Below are 16,309 nucleotides of genomic sequence, written 5' to 3' on the forward strand. Positions count from 1 at the left end.
ATAAACCTGTGCATAGATTTCGCATAAGTCAGTAGTTATCCACAGGCGGATGCCAAAACCCAAAGTTATCCCATTTCACGAAGCAAAACCAAAGCACAGTCACCCACAATGGTTAAGGTTGTCTAAGTCTTTGATTCTGTTCAACAAAAGAGGCTTGTCCACACCCAAGGGCTCCCCTTATCTACTACTACTATCTTTAAATAAGTAACTTAAGTAAATAGCAAGGCGCGCAACTTCCCTTCGTTGTTCCACTTTTTTAGAACAATAAAAAAAGATGTGTACATCTGCAAAGAAGCCATCGCCAAGTCCGTGTTTGGGACCATCCATCAAGTAAGATTTGCCCGCTTCACACAACCGCCCTTTGCACATTTCCTCCATGCCAGTTTCTTCTGCGGGTTCCGCCCCAGGCAACAGCCCTGCAAGTTTTGAAATCAAAAGCGCCCAGCTCCCGTTGGTGGCCTTGTTGCTCAAAACTTCTGACTGGACGCTCTTGGCCGAGGAACTCACCGCGCAATTTGGCAGTGAAAGCGACAGCGCAGACTTTTTCGACCATGACGCCCTGGTCATCGATTTTTCGCATCTGCCGGTGGATACCCCGGTGCAAGACATGGTGCCCTTGCTCAAGGTGCTACGCACCTGCAACCTGGTACCTGTAGCCGTGCGGGGCGCTAGCCCGGAATGGATGGCGGCAGCACTGGCGGTCGGACTGGTGGAAGCCCCGGTAGAGATCGTGCGCAGCAAGACGGTAGACGCCGTGGCACCCACTAAAACTGTGGTGCAGGAAGTGGTCAAAGAGGTGGTGCGCGAAGTGCCCGGTCCCGCCACCATGGTGATCGACAAGCCCTTGCGTTCCGGCCAAAAGGTCTATGCGCGCAATGCCGATCTGGTCGTGTTGGCCATGGTCAACCAGGGTGCCGAGGTGGTGGCCGATGGCAATATTCACGTCTACGCACCCCTGCGTGGCAAGGCCATGGCAGGTGCGCGTGGCAACACCAACGCGCGCATTTTTTCGCTCTGCCTAGAGCCAGAATTGATTTCCATCGCCGGTGTCTACCGCACCAGCGAAAATCCCTTGCCCAAGGATGTGCAGGGCAAGGCCGCCCAAGTGCGACTGAGTACCGATGGCCAGGAAAAGCTGCTCGTAGAGCCGCTCAAGGCCTGATTCGGGTTTGATTTTTAATTTCGAAAGACATTTCACGCATGGCAAAAATCATTGTGGTTACCTCCGGCAAAGGTGGTGTGGGCAAGACGACCACCAGTGCCAGTTTTGCAACCGGTCTGGCCCTGCGCGGCCACAAGACGGCCGTGATCGACTTTGACGTGGGCTTGCGCAACCTGGACCTGATCATGGGTTGCGAACGCCGTGTGGTGTACGACCTGATCAATGTGATCCAGGGTGAGGCCAATCTGAACCAAGCCCTCATCAAGGACAAGCAGTGTGACAACCTCTACGTGCTGGCTGCCTCGCAAACGCGTGACAAGGATGCCCTGACCCAAGAGGGTGTGGAAAAGGTACTGAACGACCTGAGCGCCATGGACTTTGAATTCATCGTCTGCGACTCCCCCGCCGGCATTGAAACCGGTGCGCTCATGGCCATGCACTTTGCTGACGAAGCCTTGGTGGTGACCAACCCCGAAGTCTCCAGCGTGCGCGATTCCGACCGCATCCTGGGCATGCTGGCCAGCAAGACCAAGCGTGCGATGAGCGGGGGTGACCCCATCAAGGAACACCTGCTGATTACGCGCTACAACCCCGCCCGGGTGGACCAAGGGCAGATGCTGTCGCTGGAAGACATTCAGGACATCCTGCGCATCAAACTCATTGGCGTGATCCCTGAAAGCGAATCGGTGCTGCAGGCGTCCAACCAGGGTGTGCCTGCCGTGCACATGCAGGGTAGCGACGTGTCCGAGGCTTACAAGGACGTGATTGACCGCTTCCTTGGCACTGACAAACCCATGCGCTTCACCGAAGCACCCAAGCAAGGCCTGCTCAAGCGCCTGTTCGGAGGGAAATAAACCATGGCCTCCCTTCTGTCTTTTTTTCTGGGTGAAAAGAAAACCACGGCCAGTGTTGCCAAGGAACGCCTGTCCATTCTTCTGGCCCACGAACGTTCTGGTCGCAATGCGTCCGAACCCGACTACCTGCCCGAACTCCAGCGCGAGCTGGTGGCGGTGATCAGCAAATACGTGAAGATCAATCCCGCCGACATCAAGGTCATCCAGGGCCGCCAGGACAATCTGGAGACGCTGGAAGTCAAGATCGAGCTGCCGGACGCCCGCTGAAGCAGCGGTAGTTCGCTACGGTATTGATAGCTGCTGGCGCAATATCTACGGGGGCTAGAGGCCTATTTGGCTTTTAATCATGCTGGCATCAGGCGCAAAAGCGTGATTTCCGACGGGGCGCCAAAGCGCTTGGGTGGGCCCCAGTAGCCCGTGCCCCGGCTGGTATAGACCCATAGCCCGCCCAGCTTGTGCAAGCCCGCGGTGAACGGCTGCTGAAAGCGCACAAAGTAGCCCCAAGGCCAGAACTGCCCACCATGGGTATGGCCTGATAGTTGTAAATCGAAGCCCGCCTGCTCCGCCACCGCCGCGCTGCGCGGCTGGTGTGCCAGTAGCAGCTTGAACAAGGCCTGCTCAGGCGCCTGCGCCATCGCCGCATGCGGGTCGCTGCGGTGGCTCTCGTCAAAGTGGTGGGCGCTGTAGTCGGCCACACCCGCCACCACCACCATGGCCCGTTCCGGGTCTTGCGTGTCGTTGCCATGGTGAATCACCACATGCTCGTTCATCAGCACTTGCACACCCAATGCACGCAACGCGTCAATCCAGCTGTGTGCACCCGAGTAGTACTCGTGGTTGCCCGTCACAAAGAAGGTGCCGTGGGTGGATTGCAGCTTGGCCAGTGGCGCAATGTGCTGGCCCAACTCCTTCACGCTGCCATCCACCAGGTCACCCGTGATAGCCACCATGTGTGCACCCAGGCTATTCACCCGGTCCACGATGCGCTGCAGGTAGTGCGTCTTGATCGTCGGACCTACATGGATGTCGCTGATCTGCACCATGGTGAAGCCATGCAGGGCCTGTGGCAGATTGGCAATGGGCACATCCACGCGCACCACGGCCGCGGTGCGGCGGGCGTTCCAGAAACCCAAAACCGTCATTAGCAAAGCGAGCAAGGGGACGGCTTCTGCACTGGTGTGACGCAGCACCGCCATATCCAGCTTCCATCCCACGGCTTGTGTGGCCCAAGCGCCTAACAACAGCACATCGCGCAACAGCGTGAGCACCAGCAGCGAGGAAAACAGGCCCATGCACAGCAGCCCAATCCACACCATGGCGGTACTCCACGGGCCACGCTTGGCACCACGGCCCATCAGGCCGCGTGGTACCAGCAGGGCGGATACCAGCAATACACCTCCCAGCAACGGGGCGGCGCCGGAGGGCAGGTCAGGCAGCAAGCGCCAGGCAATCAGCCCGTGGAACAAGAGGGAAATCAGGGTAACCGGGGCAAAAGCCATGGTGCGCGCCGCGTCGCGTGAAGGACGGCGGCAGAGTGGAAAGCTTGGTAGATGGTGCGTGAATCCTGGGGTTCAAGGGCTGGGGTGGGTTAGGCTGCTGTGGCCTGCGGCGCCGTTTGCACCAAAGCGCTGCTCGCTGAAGTGCGTTTTGTCGGCGTTCACTCGCACCACGCTGCAAGCTCGGGTTCCGTACCCCGGAGTGGCGATAAAAACCGCGGACAGGGCCCGCTCCAGTTCCAGCGGCACACCGGTATGTGGCAGTTCCGCGTCTGCCGCCAGTGCGCGCGACTGCAGCAGGGGCCACAGGTGTTCATCGCTGGTGTCACCCCGCGTCACACAAGCCGCCAAGCGGGCAGTCAGCTGGCGTAGTTTGGGCCAAGGGGTGAGGAAGTCGGCATTGGACACGGCCCCCAGGCCGGGCTGCAGTGCCACGATGCGGGCGCCGCGGCTTTCCAGGCCCAGCAGGGTCTGGCCGTCAAACACCAGCAGGTTGAAGGGGTTGTAAGTGCTGGCTTCGGGTTGCAAGGCTTGCAGATAGGCCTGGGCGCTGAGCGGGCTTTGCAAAAAGTCGGCGACCAGCGCCCCGCGCGAAGGCGCATCTGCGCGCACAGGTGTCGCACTGCGGTAGTTGGTCAGGGCCGCTACGCGGCCGCCGGGGCCCACACCCAGCCAGGTACCACCCGCTTGCAGGTCGCGCCCCGCCAGGATGGGTGCGTCTGGCCAGTGGTGCAGCGGCTCCGCCGGGCGGGCGTAAAACTCGTCGCGGTTACCCAACAGCAGCAGCGGCGTGGCGCTGCCGGGCTGCCAGTTCCAGGCGATCAGGCACATGGCTTGGTGCTCAGGGGGCGGAAGTGACGGACAGTGCGGTCCTGTCCACCACGCGGCGCAGCACAAAGCTGCTGTGCACGCCGGTCACACCTTCAATACGCGTGAGTTTGTTAAGCAGTAGCGCCTGGTAGTGGTCCATGTCGCGCACCGCCACCTTGATCTGGTAGTCCGCGTCTTGCCCGGTGATCAGCAGGCACTCCAGCACCTCGGGCAGCACGGCCACGCTGGCCTCAAAGTTGGCAAAGCGCTCGGGCGTGTGGCGGTCCATGGAGATGTGTACCAGCGCCATCAGCGACAACCCCAGCTTCTTGGCATCCAGCAGCGCGCGGTAGCCCACAATCAGGCCGGACTCCTCCAATGCCCGCACGCGACGCAGGCAGGGCGAGGGCGACAGGCCGATGCGGTCGGCCAGGTCCTGGTTGTTGATGCGACCGTCGGTTTGCAAAACTTCGAGGATTTGCTGGTCATAGCGATCCAATTTCATACTTCTGCCCTATTTCATATCAATATAAGCAGAGTATGCCAAACATTCCGCATATGAGCGCAATAACGCAATTATCTGCTGGCGTGACCAACCTACACTGGAGTCCTCTGTTACCCACAGCCCCAAGCAGCACCGGCCACCCGCCAACGTTGCGCAGCCTGGCCCCATAAGGGCCCGTATTGCAAAACCCCACCCCGGGCGAATTCACCGCCCGGGGCGTTGTTTCACCCCCAAAACGCTACTAAATTAATAGCTGCTTGCGCACATTCCGCGGGGGCTAGCGGCCTTTTTGGTATATCAGTTAGCATGGTGGCCATGCCCCACGAATTCCCCCATGAACCTCGTTTGACCCAGGCCTTGCGCCAGCTGCTGGCCCGCCAGCGCGTGGCGGCCCTGGCCACATTGGATGCCCAAGGTCTGCCTTTTGTCTCCATGGTGCCGTTTGCGGTGGATCACGACACGGGGCACCTCGTGCTGCACGTTAGCGGGCTGGCGCCCCACACGGGCAACCTGCTGCGCACGCCCCAAGTGTCGGTACTCATCATGCAAGCGGAGGTGGATGGAGAACCTGTGCACGCCCTGCCCCGCGTCAGCTTGGAGGGCGTGGCTGCGGTGCTGGAACCGCGGGAAGCCGCTTGGGCTTCGGGCCGGGCAGCCTATCTGGCGCGGTTTCCCGAGGCCGAACCCATGACGCAGCTGGGTGATTTCCGGTTTGTGGGGATTACCATCCACGCTGCCCGCCAGGTAGCGGGCTTTGGCGCGGCCCGCACGTTGGACGAGGCGGACCTGCAGCAGGTACTGCGTTCCCTGGCTTAGACGCTGGCGCGGCCTTCGACAAAGGCGACCATCACTTTGGCAAAGTCGATGCCTTCGTGGTCCTGCTCCAGGCTTTGCAGGCTGGCGCTGAAATGTTCGTCGCCCAGCACATGGCGGCGCTTGTGCAGCAGGTGGGCGCTGTAGTCCTTCACAAACTCGGGGTGGGGCTGGATGCACAGCACCTCCTGGCCCCGGGCATAGGCGGAAATCGGGCAGCGATCGCTGCTGGCCAGCAGCGTGGCACCGGGCGGCAGCTCCAGCACCTGGTCCTGGTGGCTGGCCAAGAGGGCAAAACTGTCACGGTTGTCGCTGGCGGCCATATCAGAGGCGTGCCAGGTATAGGTGTTGCGCCCGGTTACCCAGCCCTGAGGGGCACGGCCCACCTTGGCACCCATGCACAGGGCAATCAGCTGGTGGCCAAAGCACACGCCCAGCAGCTTGGTGTCGGTGTCTAGCAATGCGGTGACCCGGCGGCGCAACTCCACCACCCAAGGCTCGTCCGAGAAAGAATCTGCTTTGCTGCCGGTCAGCAGCACGGCGTCGTAGCTGTCAAAAGAGTCGGGGTACTGGAATTCAGGGGTGCTGAAGCGCTCCATGGCCCAGTGGGTGGCGCCGGCGTCGCGCAACACGCGCTCCATCATCGCAGCGTAGTTGCCGTAGGTGGGTACCAACGCGGGGTCAATCGTGTCGTTGTCCAGAATGCAGATCTTCATGGCCCCAATTTTCGCAGTTTCGGCCATAAAACGACAGCCAGTAGGGTCTTGCGTGGCAAAGTTACCCGTGTTTTTCTCGTCCGTGCTACATTAGGGAGTCGCTTTTTGGCGATCGGCCGTGTTCTGGTGTGCATGCCGCAACACATCCGCCCCCGGCAGTGGGGCCGCCGATTCCGGCCATTTCGCAGCGATCTGCAACCCGCCTTCCCACGGCACCGCAGTTTTTCCTTTTGAGCACGTCAGCCTCTGCCGCGGCCAGTGCGTTTGTATTTTTAATGATTCATAACCACAACAATATTGTTCCTTCGACACCAGTCACCATCGGCAAATACCGCATTGCCGCGTGCCCCAAGCCGCTTATCAGTGGCCGTTTTGGTGCACAAGTTTCTATCGCCAGCGGCCGAGGCAGCGCCTCGACCGACCGAGTTTTGAGCTTTACCGACGACTTTTCGACCCCCGACGCAGCGGCCAGCTACGCCATTGCACAAGGTATTCACTGGGTGCACGCTACCACCCGCCCCCAGTAAACTGTATCCCCCAAAGGAAACCACCATGGCCAAAGAAGATCTGATTGAAATGATGGGCGTTGTCAACGAAGTGTTGCCTGACACCCGTTTTCGCGTGACGCTGGACAACGGTCACCAACTGATTGCCTACTCCGCCGGCAAAATGCGCAAAAACCACATCCGCATCCTAGCGGGTGACCGCGTATCGCTGGAATTGTCGCCCTACGATCTGTCCAAGGGCCGCATCAATTTCCGCCACATCGAAGGCCGCGGCCCGATGACTCCTCGCCGCTAAAGCGAGGTGGACAAAAAAACGGGGGCTATGCCCCCGTTTTGCGTTTCTATTTGCTACCAAAATCGTAGCTGCCAGCGCAGCGTTTACGCGGGCTAGCGCCCTAAAAATACTGGATCAGTGACGACCCAGCTGCAACGACTGTCGGTGGGCCAGTTCTGTGGCCTGGTACATCGGGGCCTCTGGCTGATCTCCGGCATCGCCGCCCTGCCCCAACTTAAACACCGCGACCACCTGCACCAGGTCCTGCGCCTGAGACTTCAGGCTACTGGCCGCTGCTGCCATCTCCTCCACCAGCGCCGCATTCTGCTGCGTAGTCTGGTCCATGGAGGAGACGGCTTCTCCTACTTGGGCTACGCCACTACTCTGCTCAGAGCTGGCGGCCGAGATTTCTCCCATGATGTCGGTCACCCGTTTGATGCTGGTCACGACCTCTGTCATGGTGGTTCCAGCCTTGTCCACCAACGCCGTTCCCTGTTCCACCCGCTCTACGCTGGTACCAATCAGGGTTTTGATTTCTTTGGCGGCTTCTGCGGATCTTCCGGCCAGAGACCGGACTTCAGAGGCGACGACGGCAAAGCCTCTTCCCTGTTCTCCGGCCCGGGCGGCCTCCACAGCAGCGTTCAGGGCCAGGATGTTGGTCTGGAAGGCGATTCCGTCAATGACGCTGATGATGTCGGCGATCTTTCGGCTGGATTCGTTGATGCCTTTCATGGTTTCAACGACTTGGCCTACGACTTCTCCACCCTGGATAGCTACGGTAGAGGCGTTCATGGCCAGCTGATTGGCCTGGCGGGCGGAGTCGGCGTTTTGTTTGACGGTGGAGCCCAGTTCTTCCATGGAGGCGGCTGTCTCTTCCAGGGCGCTGGCTTGTTGTTCGGTGCGGGCAGAGAGGTCGTGGTTGCCCTGGGCGATTTCGGCGCTGGCGGTGGCGACGGATTCGGAGCCTTGGCGCACCTGGCCGACCACGCTGGCCAGGTTGGTCTGCATGCGCTTCAGGGCCATTAACAGCTGCCCGGTTTCATTCGTGGAGTGCACGTGAATGGACTGGGACAGATCGCCCTCAGCAATCCGGCTGGCCACGTCCACCACGGTATTGATGGGGCTGGTGATGGATCGGATCAGCCACAGCGCGGCCGCGGCCGCGGCAATCACCGCTACCACCAGTGCCACCAGCATGACGCTGCGCGCCGTGGTGAAGCTGTTGTCGGTGTTGTTGCTCGCGGTGAGCGCGCCTTCGTGGTTCAGGTCGGTGAGTTTTTTGACGGAGGCGTTCAGGCTGTCATAGGTGACCTTGGCCTCACCCTCAAGCAATTTGCGAGCGGGGAATTTCTCGCGTTTGGTGGACATGTCCACCAACTGTGCATGCTGCGCGAGGTATTTCTTCCAGTCTTCCTCGAAGGTTGCGTAGAGCGTTTTTTCTTCGGCGGTGTCAATCTGCTTGCCATAGTCGCCCCGCACCACTTCAATCGCGGCTAGTGCAGTCACCATGACCTTATCGATGCGGTCCATGGCCGTCTCATCGGTATTCAGCACGTGCTGGCTCTCTAGAGCCCTCAGGTCGGCTATGCCGGATTTCAGGCTGCCAACGAGCTCAATGCTGGGTAGCCAGTCTCCGGTGATTTGCTGCGTGTTGCCGCGCATGGCCTGCATCTGCAGGATGGCAACGACCACGACACCCACGAGCAATGCCGTTAACAAACCCATCGCGCTGATCAGGCGTGTTGATATCTTCAGATTCTTGAATTCCATAGCCCGCGCTCCTCGCTTGTTTTAATAAGGCAACTTCATTTAACCCGCAAACAAATGCGCTGGCAATCCGGGGCTGTTGACCTCCACGGAAAATAGTGCACCTGCCAACGGTTGCTGCAGCAATTGTGGCTCGCTCAGGCCGGTGCAAGCGCTGGAAATGAACAGGGTTTTCAAGTCCTTGCCGCCAAACGCGCAGTTGGTGATCTGGCTGGCGGGCAATGGGATGCGCAGCAGCTCCAACGCGGTGTCTGGATCATGGCAGGTGACGCAAGCACCGCCCCAGTGGGCGATCCAGATGCGCCCCGCGGCGTCGGTGGTCATGCCATCGGGGAGCCCATCGTCCGGCCCCATTTGCAACCAGACGGTACCGGTGCCGAGTGTTCCCGCGACAGGGTCAAACGGGTAGGCCATGACGCGTCCGCGCACGGTGTCGTTGGCAAACAGCGTGCGCTGGTCCAGCGACCAGGTAGGCCCATTGGTGACACTAACGCCCGTCAGCATGCGGTTGCACTGGGAGCCGCCCATGTAGCGGTACCAGGCGCCGCTCGGAGCCCGGCACGCCATGTCCATGGTGCCGACCCAAAAGCGGCCTTGCGCGTCGCACTTGCCGTCGTTAAAGCGGTTGCCCGGTTGGGCGGGTTCTGGCTGGTGCAGGCGCTCCAGGCGCCCGGTGTCAGTATCAAAAAACGCTAAATCACGTCGCAGCGCAACCAACAAGCCGGGGCCCGTTGCGCGCTCGGCAACCGCGGTGATTTCTTCTGAAAACTTCCAGCTGTCCCGCACCTTGTGGGTGGGACAGAAGCGGTGCAACTGGTGACCCAGGATGTCCACCCAATACAGGGCTTGCTCGCGCACCGACCAGACGGTGCCTTCGCCCAACAGGGCTTGGGCCGTCCAGACGCTACGCGCCTCCCCCCGCACCACGGGCAGTGCCATGGCCAATGCGGGCATCAGTGGGAGTCGCGCGGCACCCCAGCCCCACTGCCACCGACCAAAAAGTCGAGGTCGGCGCCCAGGTGGGCCTGCTGCACAGTCTCCACGTACAGCTTGTACCAGCCGCGCTTGGGCTTCTCGGGCGCTTGCCAGGCTGCCAGGCGGCGTGCCAGTTCTTCGTCCGAGACTTCCAAGTGCAGCTTGCGCTCGGGCACATTGAGTTCAATGATGTCACCGTTTTGCACCACGGCCAGAGGGCCACCGGCGGCGGCTTCCGGGCTGGTGTGCAGCACGGTAGTGCCATAGGCAGTGCCGCTCATGCGGGCATCGGAGATGCGAACCATGTCGGTAATGCCCTTTTGCAGCACCTTGGGTGGCAGGGGCATGTTGCCTACTTCGGCCATACCGGGGTAGCCGCGTGGGCCACAGTTCTTCAGCACCATGACGCTGTTTTCGTCGATGTCCAGATCCGGGTCGTCAATGCGGGAGTGGAAGTCTTCGATCGACTCGAACACCACGGCTGGGCCACGGTGTTGCAGCAGGTGTTTGGAGGCAGCCGAGGGCTTGATCACCGCGCCATTGGGTGCCAGATTGCCACGCACCACCGCAATACCGGCAGCGGGCATGAAGGGCTCGGCTACGGTCTTGATCACGTCGCGGTTGTAGCAAGGGGCGTTTTCCACGTTCTCCTGGATGGTCTTGCCGTTCACCGTCAGGCAGTCGCTGTGCAGCAAAGGCAGAATTTCACGCATCACCGCGGGCAGGCCGCCGGCGTAGCAGAAGTCTTCCATCAGGTACTTGCCCGAGGGTTGCAGGTTCAGGATGTTGTTCACTTCCGAACCCAGTGTGTCAAAGTCTTCCAGCTTCAGTTCCACACCCAGGCGGCCAGCAATGGCCAAGAGGTGGATCACCGCGTTGGTGGAGCCACCAATGGCAGCATTGGTGCGGATGGCGTTCTCGAAGGCCTTGCGCGTCAGGATTTGCGACATCTTAATGTCTTGCTTGACCATTTCCACGATGCGGCGACCGGTGAGCTGGGCCAGGCGCTTGCGGCGTGTGTCCGCGGCAGGAATGGCGGCGTTTTCGGGCAGGGAGATGCCCAGGGCTTCGACCATGCTGGCCATGGTGGAGGCGGTACCCATGGTCATACAGGTGCCGGTGGAACGGTGCATATCGCTTTCGCAGGACGAAAACTCTTGCATGGTCATCTCACCTGCGCGCACCATTTCGGACATTTGCCAGACGCCGGTGCCGGAACCTACATCCTTGCCACGGAACTTGCCGTTGAGCATGGGGCCGCCGGACAGGCCGATGGTGGGCAGGTCACAGCTGGCCGCACCCATCATCAAGGATGGCGTGGTTTTGTCGCAGCCCATGAGCAGCACAACGCCGTCGATCGGGTTACCACGGATGCTCTCTTCCACATCCATTGATGCGAGGTTGCGGAACAGCATGGCGGTGGGGCGCAGCTGGGTTTCGCCCAGCGACATGACGGGAAATTCGAGCGGAAAGCCACCGGCTTCGTACACACCGCGTTTGACAAATTCGGCCAACTCACGGAAGTGGCCGTTGCAGGGCGTCAGTTCGCTCCAGGTGTTGCAGATGCCGATGACCGGACGCCCGTCCAGCAGATCATGTGGGTAACCCTGGTTTTTGAGCCAGCTGCGGTGAACAAAACCGTCACGGTCTTGGCGGCCGAACCAGGCTTGGCTGCGGCGGAAGGGGGGTTTGGGGGAATCCATGAATGTGTGCCTCGTTTTTTTGGGTGGAGGAGGGCCTCCGGTTCTTGACAACAGGCATGGTAACCATGCACAGTGATAATAGAAAATGAATTTAGTAGCGATTCATATATCCAATTTGCAATCTTTATAAGGAAAAAGCATGTCGGTCGTTTCACAGTTGGCCCAGTACCTTAGTTTGCGTGGCAAAAACGTGTTCATCACAGGGGGAGGGACTGGAATTGGCGCGGCCATGGTCAGCGCATTTGTTGAGCAAGGCGCTCGGGTGGCGTTTGTCGACGTGGCGGCGCAGGAAAGCGCAGCCTTGGCGGAGCAACTGAGAGCACGGGGCGGCATCGTCTGGTGGCAAACCTGCGATGTGCGCGACGTTGCCGCACTGCAGCAGGCCATTGCCCAGGCGCAGACCGAGCTGGGGGACATTTCCACCTTGGTCAACAACGTGGCCCGTGACGACCGCCACACCCTGGAGTCGGTCACCCCCGAGTACTGGGATGAGCGCATGGCCGTCAACCAACGGCCCGCGTTCTTTGCCATCCAGGCGATTGCACCCAGCATGCGCCGTCTGGGCGGTGGTGCGGTGATCAACCTGGGTTCCACCGGTTGGCAGACCAAGGGCAGTGGCTATCCCTGCTACGCCGTGGCCAAGTCGTCCGTGAACGGCCTGACCCGGGGCCTGGCCGACAGCCTGGGTGCTGACCGCATCCGCATCAACACCGTGTCGCCGGGTTGGGTGATGACCGAGCGCCAGATTGCCATGTGGCTGGACGCGGCCGGTGAGGCCGACATCCAGCGCAACCAGTGCCTGCCCGACAAGCTCAAGCCCTCGGACGTGGCCCGCATGGTGCTATTCCTGGCCTCTGACGACGGCGCCATGTGCACCGCCCAAGAGTTCAAGGTGGATGCTGGCTGGTCCTAAGCAGGTCCGGTCGCGGCAAACTCTCTGCCGTAAACCGTCATGGCGGAGGCCTTCAGGGCGCGCAGCACCACCTCGCCTGCCGGCGAGAGCAGGCGGTCCCGACGGGTGATGAACCCGAAGGGCTCCAGTTCACAGGGCAGTGCCACAGGCAGGATCGACATCAGCCCGTGGTTGGAGTAATACCGCGCCACATCCACGGCCATCACGCTCACCATGTCGCTCTGCTGCATCATCTTGCTGATGAACAGCATGGCGCTGGTCTCCACGCTGTTGGAAGGCTGCTGCAAGCCCAATTCCTGGATCATCAAATCAAAGCGATGGCGCAACATGCTGCCATTCGGGGGCACGATCCAGCCATACTGGAACACATCCTCCAGGCTGGGTTTGATCGCGGTCAGCAATGGGTGACCTGGGCGTGCCACGGCGCAAATGGGCTCGTCGCTGACCTCCTCGTAGCGCAGCGCTGCCTTGTCGTGCTCGGGTGACAGGCGCCCCACCAAAATGTCTAGCGTGCCGCGGTTCAGCCGCTCGATCAGCACGTTGCTAGGTTCGATCTGGATGGTGATGTGCAGGTTGGGATGGGCCTGCTTCACTGCGGCCACCGTGGGTGGCAGCAGTGCCAGGCCTGGCGCGGTGATGGACCCCAGGTTGACCTGACCGAATTGCCCGTTCTTGGCGGCCTGCAACTCCTCATGCGCCTGGTTCAGGCTGGCCAGGGCTGCACGGGCGTGGCGGATCATGGTGTCGCCGTACCAGGTGGGCCGCATCCCTCGGGGTAAGCGCTCAAACAACGATACCCCCAGCACATCCTCCAGGTCTTTGAGCAATTTGGATGCCGCGGGCTGCGTCATGTTGAGCACTTGGGCCGCCCGGTGGATGTTGCCCTCTTCCGATAGTGCGACCAACAACAGAAGTTGTCGGGTTTTCAGCCTTGCGCGGAGAAACCAATGGGTGTAGTTAGTCATGTTAGGGTTATTACCAATCCGTAATTGAATATCAAATTCGTAACAAACTATATTAGAAATTAATCGCTCACGTCCTTATCATTCAAAGCCTGCGCCGACACCGGCAAAGACCTTAGTGTGATTGAAGTTCATTAAACAGGAGACAACCCATGAATGCACGTAGAACGACTCTGAAGGCGCTGGTCGCCAGTCTGGCCCTCGGCCTGGCCTTTGGCAGCACCGTGGCCAACGCCCAAGACAAAGGTCTGGTTGGCGTGGCTATGCCTACCAAGAGCTCTACCCGCTGGATCAGCGATGGCAACAGCATGGTGGCCGCTTTGGCTGCCAAGGGCTACAAGGCCGATCTGCAATTCGCAGAAGACGACATCCCCAACCAGTTGGCCCAGATCGAAAACATGATCACCAAGGGTGCCAAGGTCTTGGTGATTGCTGCCATCGACGGCACCACCCTGACCAACGTGTTGCAAAAAGCCGCGGACAAGGGCATCAAGGTCATCTCCTATGACCGCCTGATCGTGGGCTCCAAGAACGTGGATTACTACGCTACGTTCGACAACTTCCAAGTGGGCGTGTTGCAAGCGCAATCGCTGGAACACGGTTTGGGATTGAAAGAAGGCAAGGGTCCTTTCAACATCGAACTGTTTGGTGGTTCTGCTGACGACAACAACGCTTTCTTCTTCTATGACGGAGCCATGTCCGTTCTGGACCCCTACATCAAGTCTGGCAAGCTGGTGGTTCGCTCCAAGCAAACCGGCATGCAAAAGGTGGCAACCCTGCGTTGGGACGGCCAAGTGGCCCAGGCCCGTATGGAAAACTTGTTGAGCGCCTACTACGGCAAGGACAAGCTGAACGCAGTGCTGTCTCCCTATGACGGTATCTCCATCGGTATCCTGTCCGCACTCAAGGGCGTGGGCTACGGCACTGCCGCGCAACCCATGCCTTTCGTGAGCGGTCAAGACGCTGAAGTCCCTTCCGTGAAGTCCATCATCCGCAAGGAACAGTACTCCACCATCTTCAAGGACACCCGCGAGCTGGCCAAAGTGACTGCCAACATGGTTGACGCCGTGATGGGTGGCAAGGCACCTGAAATCAACGATACCAAGACCTACAACAACAAGGTCAAGGTCGTTCCTTCTTACCTGTTGAAGCCTGTGGCTGTCGATTTGTCCAACTACAAGCAAGTCTTGGTTGGCAGCGGCTACATCAAAGAAGAGCAACTGAAGTAATCTTCGTTATGCGCTGAAGAGGCCCTGTGCCCCCAAAGCACAGGGCTTTTTCCATTCTTTCGGGTTCACAAGAACGATCGTTGAGGCACCATGGCCGAACCAATTTTAGAAATGCGTGGGATGAAGAAGTCATTCCACGGAGTGACCGCCCTCAGCAACGTCAATCTGACGGTCTTGCCGGGTCAGATCCATGCCATCGTCGGCGAGAACGGTGCGGGCAAGTCCACTTTGATGAAAGTACTCAGTGGTGTGTACCCCCACGGAGATTACGAAGGCGAAATTCGCTACAAGGGACAAGAGTGCAAGTTCAGGGGCATTCACGACAGTGAGTCCGTGGGCATCATCATCATTCACCAAGAGCTGGCCCTGGTGCCGCTGCTATCCATCACCGAAAACATTTTTCTGGGCAACGAGCAGGCCACAGCCGGCGTGATTGACTGGAATACCTCCTACGTCAAAACCCAGGCCTTGCTGACTAAAGTGGGGCTCAAGGAGTCTCCCAACACCCTGATCACTAATCTGGGTGTGGGCAAACAGCAGTTGATTGAAATTGCCAAGGCCCTGTCCAAGGAAGTCAAGCTGCTGATCCTGGACGAGCCCACCGCCAGCCTGAACGAGAAAGACAGTGACGCCCTGCTGGAGCTGTTGCTGGAGCTCAAGAACCATGGCATTGCCTGCATCTTGATTTCCCACAAACTCAACGAAATTTCCAAAGTGGCCGATGCCATCACGGTGCTGCGCGACGGTGCCACCGTGGCGTCGTTGGACTGCCGTGCCGAAGCCGTCAGCGAAGACCTGATCATTCGCCACATGGTGGGCCGTGAGATGGCAGACCGCTACCCCAAGCGCACCCCCAACGTGGGCGAAAAAGTGTTTGAGGTCAAAGACTGGACCGTGCACCACGCCATCCACCCAGAGCGCAAGGTTGTCAAGGGCGTCAACCTGCACGTCAAGCGCGGTGAAATCGTGGGCATTGCCGGGCTGATGGGTGCGGGCCGCACCGAGCTGGCGATGAGCATCTTTGGCCGTACTTATGGCCAGAACATCAGCGGCAAGGTCTTTTTGCATGGCAAAGAGGTCGACACTAGCACCGTCCAAAAAGCCATCGACCATGGCATTGCCTATGTAACCGAAGACCGCAAGGGCTACGGCCTAGTGCTGGAAGAAACCATCGCCTGGAACACCACGCTGGCCAACCTCTCCGCCGTGTCCAAAAACACCGTAGTGAACGAAGGCCGCGAATTCGGTGTGGCACAGGACTTCCGCAAAAAACTCAATATCCGCAGCCCCAACGTGTTTGCCCGTACCGTCAACCTGTCCGGCGGCAACCAGCAAAAAGTGGTACTGAGCAAGTGGCTGTTTTCGGAACCGGATGTGCTCATCCTCGATGAGCCCACCCGCGGTATCGACGTGGGAGCCAAGTACGAGATTTACACCATCATTGCCCAGCTGGCGGCGGAGGGGAAATGCGTGCTCATGATTTCGAGCGAGATGCCCGAATTGCTGGGCATGTGCGACCGAATCTGTGTGCTGAACGAGGGTGCGTTTGTGGCGGAGTTTCCCGCTGCCGAAGCCACCCAGGAAAAAATTATGCGATCTATCGTGACATCAGGAGTGAATTGAT

General features: G+C 59.7%; 17 protein-coding genes. 9 read left to right on the forward strand and 8 right to left on the reverse strand.

Annotated elements, in window-relative coordinates; genetic code table 11:
* The first annotated feature begins 376 nt into the window (after positions 1-376).
* From minC to minE, 3 genes are read left to right on the forward strand one after another with little or no spacing between them, the layout of a single operon-like run.
* Positions 377-1,162: a septum site-determining protein MinC gene (minC, locus tag J2X15_RS14115; RefSeq protein ID WP_310343916.1), complete on the forward strand. Its 786-nt coding sequence runs from the start codon at positions 377-379 to the stop codon at positions 1,160-1,162.
* Between the two features lie 38 nt (positions 1,163-1,200).
* Positions 1,201-2,016 (forward strand): septum site-determining protein MinD, encoded by an 816-nt coding sequence (gene minD / locus J2X15_RS14120; protein WP_310343918.1) that lies wholly within the window; start codon positions 1,201-1,203, stop codon positions 2,014-2,016.
* A gap of 3 nt (positions 2,017-2,019) precedes the next feature.
* Positions 2,020-2,283 (forward strand): cell division topological specificity factor MinE, encoded by a 264-nt coding sequence (gene minE, locus J2X15_RS14125; protein WP_105260189.1) that lies wholly within the window; start codon positions 2,020-2,022, stop codon positions 2,281-2,283.
* A 77-nt stretch (positions 2,284-2,360) separates the two neighbouring features.
* Here minE and J2X15_RS14130 read toward each other — a convergent pair whose 3' ends face one another.
* From J2X15_RS14130 to J2X15_RS14140, 3 genes are all read right to left on the reverse strand, one after another.
* Positions 2,361-3,515: a metallophosphoesterase gene (locus J2X15_RS14130; RefSeq protein ID WP_310343921.1), complete on the reverse strand. Its 1,155-nt coding sequence runs from the start codon at positions 3,513-3,515 to the stop codon at positions 2,361-2,363.
* A gap of 72 nt (positions 3,516-3,587) precedes the next feature.
* Positions 3,588-4,343 carry an NRDE family protein gene (locus tag J2X15_RS14135; RefSeq protein ID WP_310343923.1) on the reverse strand — a complete coding sequence of 252 codons (756 nt, stop codon included), beginning with the start codon at positions 4,341-4,343 and terminating at the stop codon, positions 3,588-3,590.
* 10 nt (positions 4,344-4,353) lie between these two features.
* Entirely contained in the window at positions 4,354-4,827 is a 474-nt protein-coding gene (locus J2X15_RS14140; protein ID WP_310343925.1) for an Lrp/AsnC family transcriptional regulator, read from the reverse strand.
* A 315-nt stretch (positions 4,828-5,142) separates the two neighbouring features.
* Here J2X15_RS14140 and J2X15_RS14145 point away from each other — a divergent pair, with 315 nt between their 5' ends.
* Entirely contained in the window at positions 5,143-5,643 is a 501-nt protein-coding gene (locus J2X15_RS14145) for a HugZ family pyridoxamine 5'-phosphate oxidase (protein ID WP_310343926.1), read from the forward strand.
* Here J2X15_RS14145 and J2X15_RS14150 read toward each other — a convergent pair.
* Complete coding sequence (locus J2X15_RS14150) at positions 5,640-6,356, reverse strand: glutamine amidotransferase-related protein (protein ID WP_310343928.1); 717 nt, start codon at positions 6,354-6,356, stop codon at positions 5,640-5,642. The two genes, J2X15_RS14145 and J2X15_RS14150, sit on opposite strands and share 4 nt — an antisense overlap.
* Before the next feature lie 230 nt (positions 6,357-6,586).
* Between J2X15_RS14150 and J2X15_RS14155 the strand changes: the two genes are divergently transcribed.
* A complete protein-coding gene (locus tag J2X15_RS14155) occupies positions 6,587-6,883 on the forward strand; it encodes a hypothetical protein (protein ID WP_310343930.1) in 297 nt (98 codons plus the stop codon).
* Positions 6,884-6,908: 25 nt separating this feature from the next.
* Positions 6,909-7,157: a translation initiation factor IF-1 gene (gene infA, locus J2X15_RS14160; protein ID WP_087495722.1), complete on the forward strand. Its 249-nt coding sequence runs from the start codon at positions 6,909-6,911 to the stop codon at positions 7,155-7,157.
* A gap of 114 nt (positions 7,158-7,271) precedes the next feature.
* On the opposite strand, the gene J2X15_RS14165 is transcribed toward infA, so the two are convergent.
* The 3 genes from J2X15_RS14165 to J2X15_RS14175 are packed head-to-tail and all read right to left on the reverse strand — an operon-like array spanning position 7,272 to position 11,581.
* Complete coding sequence (locus tag J2X15_RS14165) at positions 7,272-8,906, reverse strand: methyl-accepting chemotaxis protein (RefSeq protein WP_310343933.1); 1,635 nt, start codon at positions 8,904-8,906, stop codon at positions 7,272-7,274.
* Positions 8,907-8,945: 39 nt separating this feature from the next.
* The gene (locus J2X15_RS14170; RefSeq protein WP_310343935.1) at positions 8,946-9,857 is read right to left on the reverse strand and encodes an SMP-30/gluconolactonase/LRE family protein; all 912 of its coding nucleotides are present in this window, start codon (positions 9,855-9,857) and stop codon (positions 8,946-8,948) included.
* A complete protein-coding gene (locus J2X15_RS14175) occupies positions 9,857-11,581 on the reverse strand; it encodes an IlvD/Edd family dehydratase (RefSeq protein ID WP_310343937.1) in 1,725 nt (574 codons plus the stop codon). Before J2X15_RS14175 ends, J2X15_RS14170 begins: the two co-directional genes overlap by 1 nt.
* Positions 11,582-11,720: 139 nt before the next feature.
* Between J2X15_RS14175 and J2X15_RS14180 the strand changes: the two genes are divergently transcribed.
* The gene (locus J2X15_RS14180) at positions 11,721-12,494 is read left to right on the forward strand and encodes an SDR family NAD(P)-dependent oxidoreductase (protein ID WP_310343938.1); all 774 of its coding nucleotides are present in this window, start codon (positions 11,721-11,723) and stop codon (positions 12,492-12,494) included.
* Here J2X15_RS14180 and J2X15_RS14185 read toward each other — a convergent pair.
* The gene (locus tag J2X15_RS14185) at positions 12,491-13,459 is read right to left on the reverse strand and encodes a LysR family transcriptional regulator (RefSeq protein WP_310343940.1); all 969 of its coding nucleotides are present in this window, start codon (positions 13,457-13,459) and stop codon (positions 12,491-12,493) included. The two genes, J2X15_RS14180 and J2X15_RS14185, sit on opposite strands and share 4 nt — an antisense overlap.
* A gap of 149 nt (positions 13,460-13,608) precedes the next feature.
* Here J2X15_RS14185 and chvE point away from each other — a divergent pair, with 149 nt between their 5' ends.
* Both chvE and mmsA read left to right on the forward strand, forming a co-directional pair.
* Entirely contained in the window at positions 13,609-14,685 is a 1,077-nt protein-coding gene (gene chvE, locus J2X15_RS14190) for a multiple monosaccharide ABC transporter substrate-binding protein (RefSeq protein WP_310343942.1), read from the forward strand.
* Between the two features lie 90 nt (positions 14,686-14,775).
* On the forward strand, positions 14,776-16,308 hold the full coding sequence (mmsA, locus tag J2X15_RS14195; protein ID WP_310343944.1) for a multiple monosaccharide ABC transporter ATP-binding protein: 1,533 nt from the start codon (positions 14,776-14,778) through the stop codon (positions 16,306-16,308).
* Position 16,309 lies beyond the last annotated feature (1 nt).

The organism is Rhodoferax saidenbachensis (assembly GCF_031457975.1).
Lineage (GTDB): Bacteria > Pseudomonadota > Gammaproteobacteria > Burkholderiales > Burkholderiaceae_C > Allorhodoferax > Allorhodoferax saidenbachensis_A.

What these genes read in the sequence shown, in the direction of transcription:
- J2X15_RS14180 (WP_310343938.1), top strand. Translation starts at nt 11,721, where the DNA reads ATGTCGGTCGTTTCACAGTTGGCCCAGTACCTTAGTTTGCGTGGCAAA.
- J2X15_RS14165 (WP_310343933.1), bottom strand. Translation starts at nt 8,906, where the DNA reads ATGGAATTCAAGAATCTGAAGATATCAACACGCCTGATCAGCGCGATG.
- minE (WP_105260189.1), top strand. Translation starts at nt 2,020, where the DNA reads ATGGCCTCCCTTCTGTCTTTTTTTCTGGGTGAAAAGAAAACCACGGCC.
- J2X15_RS14175 (WP_310343937.1), bottom strand. Translation starts at nt 11,581, where the DNA reads ATGGATTCCCCCAAACCCCCCTTCCGCCGCAGCCAAGCCTGGTTCGGC.
- J2X15_RS14170 (WP_310343935.1), bottom strand. Translation starts at nt 9,857, where the DNA reads ATGCCCGCATTGGCCATGGCACTGCCCGTGGTGCGGGGGGAGGCGCGT.
- J2X15_RS14145 (WP_310343926.1), top strand. Translation starts at nt 5,143, where the DNA reads ATGCCCCACGAATTCCCCCATGAACCTCGTTTGACCCAGGCCTTGCGC.
- mmsA (WP_310343944.1), top strand. Translation starts at nt 14,776, where the DNA reads ATGGCCGAACCAATTTTAGAAATGCGTGGGATGAAGAAGTCATTCCAC.
- J2X15_RS14140 (WP_310343925.1), bottom strand. Translation starts at nt 4,827, where the DNA reads ATGAAATTGGATCGCTATGACCAGCAAATCCTCGAAGTTTTGCAAACC.
- J2X15_RS14130 (WP_310343921.1), bottom strand. Translation starts at nt 3,515, where the DNA reads ATGGCTTTTGCCCCGGTTACCCTGATTTCCCTCTTGTTCCACGGGCTG.
- J2X15_RS14185 (WP_310343940.1), bottom strand. Translation starts at nt 13,459, where the DNA reads ATGACTAACTACACCCATTGGTTTCTCCGCGCAAGGCTGAAAACCCGA.
- chvE (WP_310343942.1), top strand. Translation starts at nt 13,609, where the DNA reads ATGAATGCACGTAGAACGACTCTGAAGGCGCTGGTCGCCAGTCTGGCC.
- minC (WP_310343916.1), top strand. Translation starts at nt 377, where the DNA reads ATGCCAGTTTCTTCTGCGGGTTCCGCCCCAGGCAACAGCCCTGCAAGT.
- J2X15_RS14150 (WP_310343928.1), bottom strand. Translation starts at nt 6,356, where the DNA reads ATGAAGATCTGCATTCTGGACAACGACACGATTGACCCCGCGTTGGTA.
- infA (WP_087495722.1), top strand. Translation starts at nt 6,909, where the DNA reads ATGGCCAAAGAAGATCTGATTGAAATGATGGGCGTTGTCAACGAAGTG.
- minD (WP_310343918.1), top strand. Translation starts at nt 1,201, where the DNA reads ATGGCAAAAATCATTGTGGTTACCTCCGGCAAAGGTGGTGTGGGCAAG.
- J2X15_RS14135 (WP_310343923.1), bottom strand. Translation starts at nt 4,343, where the DNA reads ATGTGCCTGATCGCCTGGAACTGGCAGCCCGGCAGCGCCACGCCGCTG.